General features: G+C 44.8%; 14 protein-coding genes. 3 read left to right on the top strand and 11 right to left on the bottom strand.

Going from position 1 to position 14,453, the window contains the following annotated elements; genetic code table 11:
• Positions 1-10 precede the first annotated feature (10 nt).
• Positions 11-595: a TetR/AcrR family transcriptional regulator gene (locus M3212_RS19345; protein WP_251195596.1), complete on the top strand. Its 585-nt coding sequence runs from the start codon at positions 11-13 to the stop codon at positions 593-595.
• 88 nt (positions 596-683) lie between these two features.
• On the opposite strand, the gene M3212_RS19340 is transcribed toward M3212_RS19345, so the two are convergent.
• Genes M3212_RS19340 through M3212_RS19330 form a run of 3 tightly spaced genes read right to left on the bottom strand, consistent with a single transcriptional unit; the run spans position 684 to position 5,293 of the window.
• Positions 684-2,504 carry a YhgE/Pip domain-containing protein gene (locus M3212_RS19340; protein ID WP_251195595.1) on the bottom strand — a complete coding sequence of 607 codons (1,821 nt, stop codon included), beginning with the start codon at positions 2,502-2,504 and terminating at the stop codon, positions 684-686.
• 2 nt (positions 2,505-2,506) lie between these two features.
• Positions 2,507-4,429, bottom strand: coding sequence for an efflux RND transporter permease subunit (locus M3212_RS19335; protein WP_251195594.1), 1,923 nt, complete (start codon positions 4,427-4,429; stop codon positions 2,507-2,509).
• Positions 4,430-4,483: 54 nt separating this feature from the next.
• Positions 4,484-5,293 (bottom strand): polysaccharide deacetylase family protein, encoded by an 810-nt coding sequence (locus M3212_RS19330; RefSeq protein ID WP_251195593.1) that lies wholly within the window; start codon positions 5,291-5,293, stop codon positions 4,484-4,486.
• A gap of 275 nt (positions 5,294-5,568) precedes the next feature.
• Here M3212_RS19330 and M3212_RS19325 point away from each other — a divergent pair, with 275 nt between their 5' ends.
• Positions 5,569-6,132, top strand: coding sequence for a DUF1697 domain-containing protein (locus M3212_RS19325; RefSeq protein ID WP_251195592.1), 564 nt, complete (start codon positions 5,569-5,571; stop codon positions 6,130-6,132).
• Between the two features lie 83 nt (positions 6,133-6,215).
• Here the strand turns inward: M3212_RS19325 and M3212_RS19320 are convergent, their stop codons facing one another.
• From M3212_RS19320 to M3212_RS19285, 8 genes are all read right to left on the bottom strand, one after another.
• A complete protein-coding gene (locus tag M3212_RS19320) occupies positions 6,216-6,383 on the bottom strand; it encodes a hypothetical protein (RefSeq protein WP_251195591.1) in 168 nt (55 codons plus the stop codon).
• Positions 6,384-6,646: 263 nt separating this feature from the next.
• Positions 6,647-7,252 (bottom strand): ABC-2 transporter permease, encoded by a 606-nt coding sequence (locus tag M3212_RS19315; RefSeq protein ID WP_251195590.1) that lies wholly within the window; start codon positions 7,250-7,252, stop codon positions 6,647-6,649.
• Positions 7,245-8,111, bottom strand: a complete 867-nt coding sequence (locus tag M3212_RS19310) for an ABC transporter ATP-binding protein (RefSeq protein WP_251195589.1) — start codon at positions 8,109-8,111, stop codon at positions 7,245-7,247. Before M3212_RS19310 ends, M3212_RS19315 begins: the two co-directional genes overlap by 8 nt.
• A gap of 6 nt (positions 8,112-8,117) precedes the next feature.
• Complete coding sequence (locus tag M3212_RS19305) at positions 8,118-8,489, bottom strand: GntR family transcriptional regulator (protein WP_251195588.1); 372 nt, start codon at positions 8,487-8,489, stop codon at positions 8,118-8,120.
• 352 nt (positions 8,490-8,841) lie between these two features.
• A complete protein-coding gene (locus M3212_RS19300) occupies positions 8,842-9,564 on the bottom strand; it encodes a DUF2812 domain-containing protein (RefSeq protein WP_251195587.1) in 723 nt (240 codons plus the stop codon).
• Complete coding sequence (locus M3212_RS19295; protein ID WP_251195586.1) at positions 9,561-9,878, bottom strand: PadR family transcriptional regulator; 318 nt, start codon at positions 9,876-9,878, stop codon at positions 9,561-9,563. The genes M3212_RS19300 and M3212_RS19295 overlap by 4 nt, the downstream gene beginning before the upstream one ends.
• 184 nt (positions 9,879-10,062) lie before the next feature.
• The gene (locus M3212_RS19290) at positions 10,063-10,629 is read right to left on the bottom strand and encodes a DUF4256 domain-containing protein (RefSeq protein ID WP_251195585.1); all 567 of its coding nucleotides are present in this window, start codon (positions 10,627-10,629) and stop codon (positions 10,063-10,065) included.
• 266 nt (positions 10,630-10,895) lie between these two features.
• Positions 10,896-11,492, bottom strand: a complete 597-nt coding sequence (locus M3212_RS19285; protein WP_251195584.1) for a TetR/AcrR family transcriptional regulator — start codon at positions 11,490-11,492, stop codon at positions 10,896-10,898.
• A gap of 137 nt (positions 11,493-11,629) precedes the next feature.
• On the opposite strand from M3212_RS19285, the gene ppsA reads away from it, so the two are divergent.
• Positions 11,630-14,257: a phosphoenolpyruvate synthase gene (gene ppsA, locus M3212_RS19280; protein WP_251195583.1), complete on the top strand. Its 2,628-nt coding sequence runs from the start codon at positions 11,630-11,632 to the stop codon at positions 14,255-14,257.
• The last annotated feature ends 196 nt before the right edge of the window (positions 14,258-14,453 follow it).

Genomic DNA, 14,453 nt, shown 5'->3' with positions numbered 1-14,453 from the left:
AAAAATCACGATGAGAAAAACAAAAGAAGAAACCGATATGACAATCCAACGAATAACCGCCATCGCCAGAGAGCTTTTTGCTGCAAAAGGCTACACGAATATCGCCCTCGAGGAAATTGTCCAGGAAGCCGGATTAACACGCGGGGCGCTTTATCATCATTTCACCAGCAAAAAAGGGCTTTTTCTCGCTGTATTTGAAGAGGTTCAGCGCGATATCGCCCGACAGATCGAAACCGAGGCGATGAAAAGCACAGACTTATGGGAGCAACTGCTTCTCGGCTGCCGCGCCTTTGTCGTCTCAGCTTCGGAAGCCCAAAATCACCGCATATTATTAGTGGACGGCCCGGCGATTTTAGGCTGGGACACGTTCCGCAAAATGGATCAGCAACACTCGATGAAGTCATTAATGGAGCATCTGGAGCTCTTGCAGAAACAAGGCATGATCAAGCCAATCTCCATCGAAGCGATGACACATTGCCTGTCAGGGGCGATGAACGAAGCGGCTCTCTGGATCGCTGAACACCCTGATCGCCAGCAGGCCATTGATCAAGTGATGGATTCCCTCCGTGTCCTGCTCTACGGGTTTAAGATGTAAGAAGAACGTGTAGCGTCCTTTTAAAAAAAGAGATGTCTCAAAAGGTTGAAAAGACCCTCCGAGACATCTCCACTACCCACTCGTGGCATTACTCCCTCGAAAACAACTCACGCAGCTTCGTCCAGAATGACTTCTCTTCTTCTCGTTCAGCCGGTGCCTCCTCCGGCTCTTCTATTTCAACTCCTGCGGTTTTGATTACGAACTGCACGGTCTCGACATTGTGATTTTTTTCGGAAACAAAGGAAACTGGGTCAAAGTCCGATTTGTCGTAATCGGAAATCATCGCATCAATCTCTTCCTGCATCTGCTCAGGCAGACCGCTCGTCGCCTCATGCAGCTTACCTGTACCGTTGTGAAGAGCGTCAGCCCCGGTTGCTAGTTCACCGCTTCCTTCTGTGACTTCACCGATTCCATGATGCAGCTCACTGTAAGCAGCAGACAATTGTCCAACCCCACCTGTATAGCTCACAAGCCCTTGGTGAAACTCGCTGTAATTAACCGCTAACGCTGACAGTCCTTCTTGTAGCTGGGAAAACGAGTCGAGCCCATCCATCCCGCTGAGTGACTTATTAAGACCGTCTGCAATTGCCGTTAAGCGGTTTGCCATTTCCTTTGTTCCGGCGCTCACTTCCTCCAGTATGGAATCAACCGCGTCAAAGCCTTGTTTCGCGGCTTCATAGGTTGCCTTCGCTTTTTGCGCGGCGGAGTATGCTTCAACGAGCCGGTCAATGACATCACGGTCTGCGCCGCTCGCATACAATTGCTCGATTTGCTCCTGACTGACCTGCTGACCGCTAATGCCGTTCATCGCCTCATTAACTTGATTGTAGGCAGTTGCATACTGCTCGCGGAGCTGCACCAGGCCCTGTGAGGTTTCCTTAAGAGCATCCGCCAGCTGGAAAAGGCCGTCCGGCAATTGCTGCAAGTCTCCGACATCCATCTCCTCTGTCAGCTGAAGGGACTGGCTAACCTCTTTTAACGCCTGTTCAATGGTTGAGGACGCCTTCACCAGTTCCGCCGAGGAACCTGTCATTTCATCGATTCCCTTTTTATATTCAGCAGAGCCATTTTCAAGGCTGCGCAAGCCGTCATTCAGCTGCGAAATACCCTGTTTCAGCTCGCCTACTCCATCATCCATCTCCTTGACTCCAGCTGTCAGCGAGCTGAATTCTCCTGCGATTTCGTCAGCTCCGGGAGCCTCGATCGCCATCGCCGGCGGCACAGCTGTGATGTCGATTCCACTAAACTCAAAGTCTGTGACAGCGGCCGACAAACTGAGCTCCTTCTCTTCCCCCGGCATCACGGTGAATGTCACTTGCTTATCTTTCCCGGCATTGGCAATCACCCCGTCACTTGTCTCAAGTGTTTCATACGTACCTTCTTCAAACGTAAGGGCGATTTGCAGCAAATAGTTTTCAAAAAAGGATGGATCAACGTCTTCATTACGGGACGTATCAATTGTGATTTGCAGACGGCCGTTTGCTCCGGCAAGCTCATCGACCGTCATCTCCTCTCCATCCAACTCGTAGGAAAGCGAAAAATCCCACGGCAGCTCCAGACGATCCTTAAGATTTCCTTGATAGTAGGCGCTTCCCTCCGATGCAGCGAACCGCACTTCGTCGCCGGATTGTTTCATTTCAGCCTCATTCGTCAAGTTTTTCAGGCTGCTGTATCGGCCATAGTCGGTGATCATCCCCGCTTCACTGACATGCAATGTGTTCACAACAAACACTTCATCTAATTGACCGTCAGCAAGTAAGTTGGCATAAATCACTTCCTCCTTGGCACTTATTTCCCCTTCCTGCCCCGTCTCTCCTGCTTCGTCCCCCACAGGAGACGCATGGACAAGAAATGAAGGGGCAACCAGCATGACAGCTACTATGACAAACGGTAGTCGTTTCATTTTCATCATCATTTCTCCTTGTAAAAGTTTGCTTGTAATGTTGTTTTCCGAATCACTTTATCAAGCACATACAGCATCGCCGGCAGGAAGAAGAAAACGAGGACAAAGGCTAATAGCGCCCCCCGGCCGAGCAATAGTCCAATCGAAGATACGACCGGATTCGTGGACGTAATCCATAAAATAAAGCCGATGCTCGACAAAATGGAAGCCGAAACTGAAATCGAGAATGTCTTTTCATCCAATGTATCGATGATCGCTTTCAGCGCCGGCATTTCTCTTCGCTTCTCTTTATACGTCTCGGTAAATAAAATCGCATAATCGACCGTCGCCGCCAGCTGTACCGTACTGATAATCAAATAGCCGATAAAATCAAACGAGGTGTCCGTAAAATACGGAATCGATAAGTTGATCCAAACAGCGGCCTGAATCGTGATCAGCAGGATGATCGGTATCGAAATTGACTTGAATGTCAGAAGAAGGACGATCGCAATCGTTACGACAGTCATCGTATTGACAAATGTATTGTCCTTTTGCACGGTATTTTTAATATCATATAACGCCACGCTTTCACCGAGGCTCAACGTCTCGTCGCCGTAATACAAAGCGGCTTTTTCCTGGACTGTTTCCACAATTGAAAACGGGACATCTCCCTCTTTTTCCCGGTCGGTATTAATGATGAGGCGGCTGTAATGCTCTGATAAGAACTCACTCGTGACCTCCTCATCCAAATATTCCGTCGGAATGGCGCTGCCTACGGCATTTACATAAGAAATGACATTCGTGACATGCTCAATGTCCTCCAATTCTTGAACGAGCCTCTCTTCTTTGACAACATCATCTTTTGGCACGAGCAGCACAATCGGCGTCGATTCGCCAAATGCTTCCTTAATCGCGAGCAAATCGGCGCCGGTACGTGTTGATTCCGGCTGCTCGCCAAGCCCGTAGGTGAATGCCGTATTGCTTTGCGCGAGAAAGCTTGGAATCAAAATCGCCAGAACAAGGAGCAAGGACGGATACTTCATTTTCATCACACGCCGGCCGATTCCCGCAAAACTTGGAACAAAGCTTTTGTGCTGCGTTTTGTCCATCCATTTGTAAAACAGCAGGGTTAAGGCCGGAAAGAACACCATCACACTAATAAAGCTGAGCAGAATCCCCTTTACCAAGCTTAAACCGAGATCGGCGCCCAGCTCGAAGCTCATCAGCATTAAAGCCATGAAACCAAAGAAGGTCGTTGCCGCGCTCGCCGCAATCGGCGCGAATGACTGCTTCATCGCAAGCTGCATCGCCTCCTCCGGGTTAGTCGTTTTTTTCCGATATTCCTGAAAGCTGTGCAACAGAAAAATCGCATAATCAAGCGACACGGCAAGCTGTAAAATCGGCGCCACCGATTGCGTGACAAAGGACACCTCTCCGATAAAAATGTTCGTGCCCAAATTGATCAGAACAGAAACCCCAATCGCCACGAGAAAAAAGAGCGGCTCCACCCATGAAGTCGTTGATAGCACGAGAATCAGGATAATAATCGGCACAAGCAGGGCGGCGGCATACACCGTTTCCGTCCCGGCCATTTTCTGAGCGGTAGCGGTATTGACCGCTTCCCCGGCCATCGCCCCTTCCTCGCCGATTAATTGGTAGATTTCATCCGTGATCCGGACTTCCTCACCCGGACGAATACTTAGCTGAAACAGCGCTTTTTCATCCTTATAGTACGTCTCGACCGTACTTGCATCCGCCACTTCAAGCGGCACCTTTATATCTACCGCATCGTCAAGCCACATCACGTCAGAGACGCCGTCAATCGCGGCCAGCCTTTCTTTAACCTGCAGCGCCTCCTGTATACTGACATCCTCCACCATGACCCTCGTATCAGGGACCGAAGAAGTAAATTCATTTTCCATCACGTCAACCGCCCGACTGTAAGAGCGCATAAAACGACCTCGGCAAAAAGGAAAACCTGCCTTTTGCCGAGGCCCAACCCATCTTCATTGAAGCATTTTCACCAATTCTTCCCCATTCATGCCCCCCGGGACATTTATTCGGTGCAGAACCCCTTTTTTCAAATTTTTTTCAGTATTGATTTTCGGCTTTACCGTATAAAAAAGCTCGACACCGAGTGTTCTGGCCACTTCCTTCGCCTGTTTATTCAAAACACCATATGGCGCAGCGAATGACAACACCTCTTCCCCCAGTTCTTCCTCGATACGCGTGATCGAAAGAGCGAGGTCCTCTTCAATCCGGGCTTTATATTGCTCTCTGGACTCGCCTTCTTTCACAGTGACGAGCATTGGGGCGGGCTCGCCTCCATTTTCCGGCTCGATATAGTCATGGTGATCATAGGTATGGGTTTGACATGTAATGAGTCCTGAAGCGAGCATTTCTCGGGCCTGCTCCCACGAAAAATGTTTTTCATTCCCGTGATCCCGCCTTTCTACGATGATGAAAAGAGTCGCCTTCATTTCCAGCTCGTCTAAGATTGGAAACGCTAATTCATAATTAGAGAGGTAGCCATCATCCATCGTCAGTAGGATCGGCTTTTCGGGCAAGGCATCTTTTTTCCCGTGGCGATAATCGATTAAATCCTGATCGCTAATCGTGGTATAGCCCGCTTCCTTCAGCGCGAGCAATTGATCCTTGAAATCATCCGGATGGACAGTCAGGGAATCTTGCTGGTCGAAGCTGAAATGATGATACATCAAGACAGGCACCTCCGTCTCAGGTCCGGCGAAAACCGACATCGATGGAAGCAGCAGATACAAAAGAGAAACGATAATCAATGTTCTTTGTTTTATCATATCTATTGTCCTTTTCCGATTAGTAGTAGGTTCATAGCTTCAACGAAGGATTTCGCTATTACTCTTAAAACGCTATCATCTACCTAATAGTTACATTTTTTCCTTCGAAAAATTTCTTTTTGACAAGAAGATTAGTTCTATCAGCCGGGCGTTAACAAAGAATTGGCTAAACACGGCTGCAGGCTGGGGTATGCCTGAGAGCAAAATGTGATGGTCACCCCTTTACCAAAAGTGCTATAATGACAGAAAATTCGCATGTTGAAAGGAGACACCTCATGGAAAGCTATGTTGTCTATCTGCGGGGCATTAATGTTGGCGGAAAAAATAAAATCAAAATGGCCGACCTTCGCACATCCCTGCATGAAAACGGCTGCGAAAACGTCCATACCTATATTCAAAGCGGAAATATTGTATTGCAGTCCGAACTGTCTGCTCAAGAACTGGCCAGGCAAATTGAAACAATCGTCGCAAATAATTTTAAATTGGACAGCAGCTTAATCAAAGTGTTAGCCCTGGACGCTAAGACCTATCGTGCGATTATCGAGGAGGCTCCACACGGGTATGGAGAGGAATCGCAAGCAACGGACTATCGCTATGATGTTCTATTTTTACTTGATGTAACGTCTGATCAGGTCATGAAAGAAGTGATGGTACGCCAGGGAATTGATATGGCGTGGCAAGGTTCACATGCCATTTATTACCGCAGACCGGGACCTGGCAATCCAGATTATACGAAAAGCTATCTTAGTAAGCTAGTAAAAAAAGACATCTATCAATCAATCACTGTACGCAATTGGAAAACAGCCACAAAAATGTGGGACGCACTTCAAGAATTATAAGGTTGCGAATGCCTCCTTATGGCACACTTAGAAAGGTGTCAAGATCCTGATCTCACCTTCTTGGGGCTGCCGCCCGCAGACCTCTACCTTTTTCCCGGCAGCTTTTCTTGAATGACGAGCAACAAGGTCGCGATAGGTCCCAACAGCAATGAAATAAAAAACCAATTGAGTCCGGACCTGTTCTTTCCTTGCGCTAACCCTGCATTAATAAGGGCGAGCGTTCCCCATCCCACAAAATACTGATTCTCCATCGTTTCTGATCACCTTTCTTTGTTAATAAGTCAAATGTCATACCAGTAGCATTTTTGGCCAGCTACAGCTATCCCATAAAACTGCTGGAATAGTAAAACTGTACCATATTGATGGTAGCCCTACAATGAAGAAATCTATCCTTTCCGCTAGACAACGTGCCGTAAGGATAGCAGGGTCTGTCGGTAGTACATAAAGGGCTGGGCAAAAGGTAGAACCCCCTTTTTACCCAGCCCAGAACTATCACAGTTTAATAATCAGCCTTCTAAAATACCTTTCGCTGATAAATGATCGTTGTCACGCTCCAGGAAACGGCATAGACAGCGAGGATGACAGTGGTCGCTCCCATATATAGAGCCGGCATCGATAAGCTGGCCATAAAGTTGGTAATAGTCGTCATGCGTTCAGCGAAAAACATGAAAACGCTCGGTCCTACCGCTGACAAAACGAGAAAGCTGATCAGGACAACCATTGAAATATAGCCCGGTTTAAAAATATAGAACATCGGAAAGGTAAATGATGCAAACACTAGAAACAGGCCGCCGCCAATCGCCATATCAGTCGGCGTAAACGGTTTGTTGAAGACAAATAACGCCACGCTTGCCACCGCCATGCCCACCCCCATATAAGCGATGGCGCCAAGATAGCGCGAGGCGATAATTTCCTTCCTGGTGTAAGGCAAAGAATTTAATAATATATTTGTCTCCGCTCTTTCATCGTACGTATACGTATTAAAGGGGATCAGTATACTGGCAATCAGAAACGTAAATGCCGGATGTTTATCCATCATGACAAAGAACACCACCATAAGAACATAGATAAGAAGCAGCTTTTTCTGCAGGATAAGATCACGTCTGATTAAGTTAAACATGCTGTTTCTCCCCTTTCAAGTAGTACATAATATCCTCCAAAGAGGCGCGTTCAATCACCACAGTGTTTCCGAACGTTTCTTTCACCGCTCCAATATTATCTGTTAACGCCTCAAATCCCGTCGGCGCCCGATGAATACGGACAAAGGCTTTTTCCGTGTCCCGATCCAGCAGCTCGACGCCCCCTTTAACGAGTGCATAATTTTCTGCTACATCATGAATCGACTGGTTGAACACGATTTCCCCTTTCTGGATAAAGGCGATGTAATCGGCGATTCGGTCTAGATCTGTCGTAATATGCGTCGAGAAGAAAATCGTACGCCGGCCATCAAGCATTAATTCCTGCAACAGATCCAGCAGCTCCCGCCGAAAAATCGGATCCAATCCTGCTGTCGGCTCATCCATGATAATCAGCTCGGCATCATGGGAAAGAGCGATCGCCAGCGATGCTTTCATCTGCATTCCCTTCGAGAACGTTTTAATCGCTTTGTTCAGCGGCAGTTCAAATCGTTCCACATAGCGGTGAAATAACGCGTCATCCCAGCTTTTATATGCCGGCCCGACAATCCGCTTAATATCCTTTAAGTTCAATCCTTCATAAAAGACATTGCCATCATAGACGAAGCCGATGCGCTCCTTAATCGCCTTCTCGTGCGTCCTGTAATCCAGACCAAAAACTTTAACCTCACCGCCATCGGGCTTTAACAAATTCATCATCATCTTGATCGTCGTCGATTTACCGGCCCCATTCGCGCCGATAAACCCGGTCACAAACCCCTGTTTCACCCCTAAATTCATATTATGAACGGAAAACCCATTGAAAGTTTTACTCACATTTTTCATTTCCACTACATGTTCCATCTCTCTTCACTCCTCATACAAAATCTTCAGTAATTGCTGCAGCTCATCAAGCGACAGTCCGATTTCCCTGCTATTTGTGATTACCGCAGTGAGCTGTTCCTCAATGACCTTCAGCTTCTTCTCTCGAATGACCTCTAAATTCTGCTCAGCGACAAATGAACCTTTTCCGACGATGGAGTATATAAAGCCCGCTTTCTCCAACTCTTCATAAGCACGTTTCGTCGTAATCACACTAATTTGTAAATCCTTGGCGAGCTGGCGTATCGAAGGTAATGCCGTGCCTTCCTGTAGCTCCCCTGCTAAAATGAGCGATTTAATTTGGTTCGTAATTTGTTCATAAATCGGCTCCTTCGTACTGTTGGAAATAATAATTTGCATGTCAATCCCTCTTCTTTATTTATTGGTAATCAGCGTTGCTCTATATCCATCACTGCCTGACACACAATCGCTGTAACTTGAACAGTTATAAACAGATGAAAAAGCGCTAAGCGATACGTGGTTTTCCATGCCTGTCATGTAAAACTTCACCTCGCCCGTCTCTTATGTTCATTCTTTCTAGATCCAAGCTTGAATATAACCAAAACCTGTATATATTGTACATATAACATATATACATTATATACACGATAAAAATATTGTGCAACCTTTTTATTTATACAGCAAAAAACCGTTATTTTGAAAAGAACATCTCAAAATAACGGTTGTATTTCTTTCCCGGCTCACCTCTACCCTAAGCTCTCTTGCCCTTCACTTTATGATAAAGAGACATAACGACCCAAATAGCGGTTGGAAAAGCGACCGCTCCAATGACCATATACGCCAGGAGGTGAAGAGCGCTCCTTGAACCATCAACAAATGCCACGACCATCACCGCAAGGATGAAAAGAAGAAATGGTACCATGTTCAATACGTTTGCTGCCCCTTTCTTTCCTTTGCTCTTCCATTTGTTGCTGTATGTGGCGATTACCGTCCAGGTTGCGGGGATGGCAATGATTGTGAGAATAACAGCTACTACTTGAAGAACGGATTTTAAGGTACCAGTGCTTATCACCGTTCCGAGCCAGACGAGCACAGTCAGCACAGCGAGTGGCATTGCCAGCACCCTCATAGAACGATTTACATTCTCATACTTCTCAACGGTTGTGTCACGATCACTGTAAATCGGCTTTGTACCCGGGTATGATCGAAATAAATGAATATTTCCTTCCGAAGCAACATGCGTCCAGCCGGCAGTTGAAAAGAAGTCAAAGTACTCCTCCTTTTCGTCTTCTTTTAAAGAGCGATAATCTATACTGTAGATATAATCTGAGCTTTCTCCTTTTTCAAGCGTATACCCCATAAATTTAAAGTCATTGACATGCCAGCCCTCTAACGAAAAACGGCGCAGTCTCTCCATATCCTTCTCCTCGGCAAAAGCCAATCCGCCTGACATAATATATTTTGTTTTTTTCATTCTTCTCCCTCCTTCAATCCATTTTCCGCTAATTGAATCATCAGCTTTCTCAGCTTCAGATCTTCCTCCAAAACTTCCCTGCCCGTCTCCGTCAGCAAATAGGTTTTGCGTCGGGAATCCGACCCATCATGTAAATAAATCCACTCCTGCTTTAATAACTTTTTAATAATGGTATACATCGAAGCCGGGCCTATCGTAATCGCTCCTTTTGTCGTTTCTTCAATTAAATTCATAATCGCGTAGCCATGCCTCGGTTTCGTTAAAGCAGCCATAATATAAAACATTGAATCCGTTAATTGCTCAGTTGTCTTCAACTGATCACCCCCATATATCACTCGAAGATATATCACATAACGATATATTTATTTAAAGAAAATATATCACAATCTGATATATATGTCTATACATATATCACAATTTGATACATTAATTCAAAGAACGCCGGTCCACCCTGAAAAACAGGACAGCCCGGCTGCACTCTCTAAGTGATCTCAAGTTTTACACTCTGAGCACGCTGCGGAATCCTCTGGCCGCATAGTACGATTCCGCTCCATTATGATACATAAAAACGGTATGATAGCGGCGATCGCAAAAAATCGCCCCGCCGTGCTCCCTTATATGAGCAGGTGTTTTCACCCAGCTCGATGTTTTCAAATCAAACTCGCCAAAATCCTGGAGCTCCCGGTACTGTGCTTCCGTTAACAGTTCAACGCCCATAGCATCAGCCATATCAACCGCGCTATTTTCCGGCTTGTGCTTTTTCCTTGATTCCAGTGCTTCGCGGTCGTAACAAACACTTCTGCGTCCTTTAGGACTTTCCGCTGAACAGTCATAAAAAATGTACTCGTCCGAGTCCTGGTCATAACCAACTACATCCGGCTCACCACAGGTCCTCTCCATCTCATAAAGGGACCACAGCTTTTCCGGATGGGCCTCAAGCTTTGCTTGCACCTTTGCCCAGTCAATTCCCTGATGACGATTCATGTTTTTTTCAAAACGGTCCTTTACTGTTTCGAGCAATTCGTCGCGATCCTCGGACAACAGCTCCTTAGTTTCCTTTGCCATATGAGCTCCCCCCTCATTTTCATTTATTTTCCAACAACAAGATCAAGGATTGCCAGGCTTTGCTTTCCTTACACGTTCATCGTTCTATTTTTCACTGGTTGCCCCCTGCTCTGCGGTGAGAGCAATAGAACAGCTGAAATTGAGAACAGTTAAAGTTTTACGTGTCAAAGCATCAGCACTTTTCATAAGAGCAGACCTATCTTCGCGCGTAATGACTCTTTAATTAATGAGGAGACTTGCAAATGAAAATGCGGGTTAAGAAAAGGCTAATAAGTGGAGTCCTCCTCTTTTCCCAGTATGCCATATAACGTTAATTTTAGAATTCCCATCTTGTATTCCGGATCGGTTTTCATAAAATCAGACTGTTGCATAACTGCTATTATCGAGAACAGGTAAGAAAGTATCACCTCGTTCGGAATTGCATCATCGATTGCTCCTTCTTCTTTTCCCAGTTCTATAAATTTTATATAAAGCGACTTCGCTTTTGTTTCCATGACTTCTTGAACTACCTGTTGCATGGTCTGATCCTCCCATGCGTATTCACTAAAGTAGGAGCCGCTTATTTCTAAGATCGCATCATTTTTTTCACTCATAATCATCGTTAACTTATCTGTAAAAGGAACATCTTTTCTCAAAATCTCCTCATAGCGCTCCATATATTTCTCGACATATGAGATAAGTGCTTTTTTTGCAAGCATATTCTTATCCCCAAAATAATTATAAATTGATACTTGGGAAACGCCTGCTTTTTTAGCGATTTCACTTATACTAACTTCTTTAACTCCGCGTTGTGTAAAAAGTTCACGAGCTGCATCAATAATAGACTCTTTCTTCATATTCGTTCTTTTTTGATAACCATTCATCTTCATCACCTGACCATTATTATACCACGGTTTTGAAATTATCGAACAAAAATTTCAAAACATATTGACAGTCGCGGTTCCAAACTCTATTATGAAATTCAATAACGCATATTACAAAACTAACTGGAGGATGAATAGTGGAGCCTTATATTTTACGCTTTTCAGAAATAGATCATACAACGCTTAAGTCTGTTGGCGGTAAAGGATTAAATATTGGTAAACTGTTACAGATTGATGGCCTAAAGATACCTGACGGATTCTGTGTGACCACTAAAGCATACAAAGAAGCTATAGAAAACCTGCCGGAACTAACCGGCTTGTTTGAAAGGCTGGTCGGTCTAAAAGCAACAGATAAGGCCCAAATTTCAGAAATCAGTAAGGAAATTCGTTTAACAATTGAAGGTAGCAGAATGCCTAAGATTGTAGAAAACGAAATTAAACAGGCCCTGTCTTTATCTGAAAGCCAGGAGGCCTATGCCATTCGTTCCAGCTCAACTGCAGAGGATCTGCCATTTGCCTCCTTCGCTGGTCAACAAGATACGTATTTAAATATCAAAGGAGAGAATCATATTCTTCAGCACGTGATAAAATGTTGGGCATCGTTATTTACCGAGCGGGCGGTCACCTACCGTATACAAAATGGGTTCGATCATCGGAAAGTCTTTCTGTCTGTCATCATCCAAGAAATGGTTTTCCCTCAAGCATCAGGCATTATGTTTACGGCAGACCCGATGACGTCCGATAGAAAGTCAGTGACGATTGATGCCGGTTTCGGACTCGGGGAAGCTCTAGTTTCAGGTTTAGTTAATCCAGATATTCACAAAATACAGAACGGTACTATCACTGAACGAAAGCTAGGTACACAAGAAATGGAGATCAAACCTCTATTACATGGGGGAATCAGCGAACATAAAATTGAGAAGAGTAAAGAGCCTAAGAGCGTCCTCTCAGATATGCAGATACTCCAGCTTGCCCGCATAGGTAAAAAAATCGAGGCGCACTTTAATTCTCCTCAAGATATTGAATGGTGTTTGGCTGATAATGAATTTTATATTGTTCAAAGCCGTCCTATTACAACGTTATTTCCGCTGCCTCCAATCAAAGGAAAGAAGAAGCCACGTGTATATATGTCAATTGGACATACCCAAATGATGACGGACACTATGAACCCCCTTGGAATGTCCTTTTTTGAAATGATCTCAGAAACTTCCTTAGACAGGATAGGAGGCAGACTTTTCGCTGATATTACCCACGATCTTTCCTCCAAAATAGGCCGTATCCGTTTACTATCAGCAACGGGACAACAAGATCCCCTCATTCAGGGAGCGATTAAAAGCCTGTTGGAAGATAAAGCATTCATGGCGTCTCTGCCCCAGGGAAAAAGAAATGTTAAAGGAGGAATCTTCACAGCCTCCACTATGATAGAGGCTGTAAGAATGTATAACAAAAATGATCCGTCGGTCTTGGTGGAAGTATTAAAGCAATTTGAAAATGAACTGATTGAATTAGACAAACAGCTTTCAGAACTCTCCGGCGAGCAAGCTCTCAAGTTCATCGAGCATGACCGTGATCATTTATTAGCAATGGCCTATAATCCAATCATACTAGGCGCTATAATAGCAGCTATTCTTGTTAATAATTGGCTGAATAAAAATATAGAGAAGTGGTTAGGCGATAGGAACATAGCAGACATTCTTTCAAAATCACTGGATCATAACATTACGACCGAAATGGGGCTGGCCCTTGGAGATATTGCCGATATGATCCGTCAATATCCAGATGTTATTGCGTTCATTTCTACTAAGCCCGATGATGAACGCTTTTTCGAGGAAATGGAAAGGCTACAAGGCGGCAAAGAAGTAAGGAAAATGTTTGGACACTTTTTAAGAAAATTCGGCATGCGATGCCCTGGAGAGATAGATATTACTAAAGATCGATTTGAAGAAAAGCCCACTCAGCTAATTCCTGTTCTGTTAAACAATATTCATGTTTTACAACCAGGAGAGCATAGACAAAGGTTCTACGAGGGCAAACTTGATGCAAAGAAAACGCAGGATAACATTATTGATCGATTGCGAAATCACAACAGCCGAGAAAAAAGAATAAAAAAGGTTATGAAGCGTATCAGCTTTCTTCGCAATTTTATCGGCTATCGAGAAGAACCAAAGTATTATATTGTCCGCCGCTATCAAATATATAAAAAGGCATTACTGAAAGAAGCAGAAACTTTGGTTAATCAAGGGATTATTAAAGAAAGGGAGGATATTTTCTATCTGTATTTCGATGAATTATTGCAAGTTGTGAAGACGAATGAACTGGACTACTCTCTCATTGAAGAAAGAAAGAAGGATTATATCCATTTTGAAAAGCTTACCCCGCCTCGTATACTGACTTCAGCTGGATTTGTTCCTCCTGTCCGTTACTCAACGAAGGATATACCGGAAGGAGCATTGTCGGGCATTCCGGTTTCATCTGGTATCGTTGAGGGACGGGCACGCGTTATTCTATCCGTAGAAGAAGCCCAGCTGGAGAAGGGGGATATTCTGATTACCCAATTCACTGACCCAAGCTGGACTCCGCTCTTTGTGACTATAAGTGGACTCGTTACTGAAGTAGGAGGCTTCACGACTCACGGAGCAGTCATAACACGGGAATACGGGCTCCCCGGCGTAGTCGGAGTCGAAAACGCCACGAAACTTATAAAAGATGGACAGAGGATTCGTGTTGATGGGACAAAAGGGTATATAGAAATTTTAAAGGTATAGTTGAGCTGAATAAATGCAGAAGATATTCATAAAAACCCCTACGATAAAGGTCATTTCTCCTAGCCTTTTCCCGTCAATCTGAGTACCCCGGCCTGTTAAGCCTGCGGAATCTTCACGATCTTTTCATGCCCGTTGTAAGTGAATTTCTCACAACGGGCTTCTGGGCTGTTAGCCATGCCCAATAGGTTTGTCTCAC

This window comes from Halalkalibacter oceani, from assembly GCF_023715705.1.
In the GTDB taxonomy this organism is placed as follows: domain Bacteria; phylum Bacillota; class Bacilli; order Bacillales; family Bacillaceae_D; genus Halalkalibacter; species Halalkalibacter oceani_A.
The sequence above is the reverse complement of the archived record's forward strand: the minus strand, read 5'-3'. Positions and strand labels throughout refer to the sequence as shown.

Coding starts and splice junctions, on each gene's coding strand:
- M3212_RS19335 (WP_251195594.1), bottom strand. CDS start 4,429: ATGCGCTCTTACAGTCGGGCGGTTGACGTGATGGAAAATGAATTTACT.
- M3212_RS19345 (WP_251195596.1), top strand. CDS start 11: ATGAGAAAAACAAAAGAAGAAACCGATATGACAATCCAACGAATAACC.
- M3212_RS19305 (WP_251195588.1), bottom strand. CDS start 8,489: ATGCAAATTATTATTTCCAACAGTACGAAGGAGCCGATTTATGAACAA.
- M3212_RS19300 (WP_251195587.1), bottom strand. CDS start 9,564: ATGAAAAAAACAAAATATATTATGTCAGGCGGATTGGCTTTTGCCGAG.
- M3212_RS19340 (WP_251195595.1), bottom strand. CDS start 2,504: ATGAAAATGAAACGACTACCGTTTGTCATAGTAGCTGTCATGCTGGTT.
- M3212_RS19285 (WP_251195584.1), bottom strand. CDS start 11,492: ATGAATGGTTATCAAAAAAGAACGAATATGAAGAAAGAGTCTATTATT.
- M3212_RS19320 (WP_251195591.1), bottom strand. CDS start 6,383: ATGGAGAATCAGTATTTTGTGGGATGGGGAACGCTCGCCCTTATTAAT.
- M3212_RS19330 (WP_251195593.1), bottom strand. CDS start 5,293: ATGATAAAACAAAGAACATTGATTATCGTTTCTCTTTTGTATCTGCTG.
- M3212_RS19290 (WP_251195585.1), bottom strand. CDS start 10,629: ATGGCAAAGGAAACTAAGGAGCTGTTGTCCGAGGATCGCGACGAATTG.
- M3212_RS19315 (WP_251195590.1), bottom strand. CDS start 7,252: ATGTTTAACTTAATCAGACGTGATCTTATCCTGCAGAAAAAGCTGCTT.
- M3212_RS19310 (WP_251195589.1), bottom strand. CDS start 8,111: ATGGAACATGTAGTGGAAATGAAAAATGTGAGTAAAACTTTCAATGGG.
- M3212_RS19325 (WP_251195592.1), top strand. CDS start 5,569: ATGGAAAGCTATGTTGTCTATCTGCGGGGCATTAATGTTGGCGGAAAA.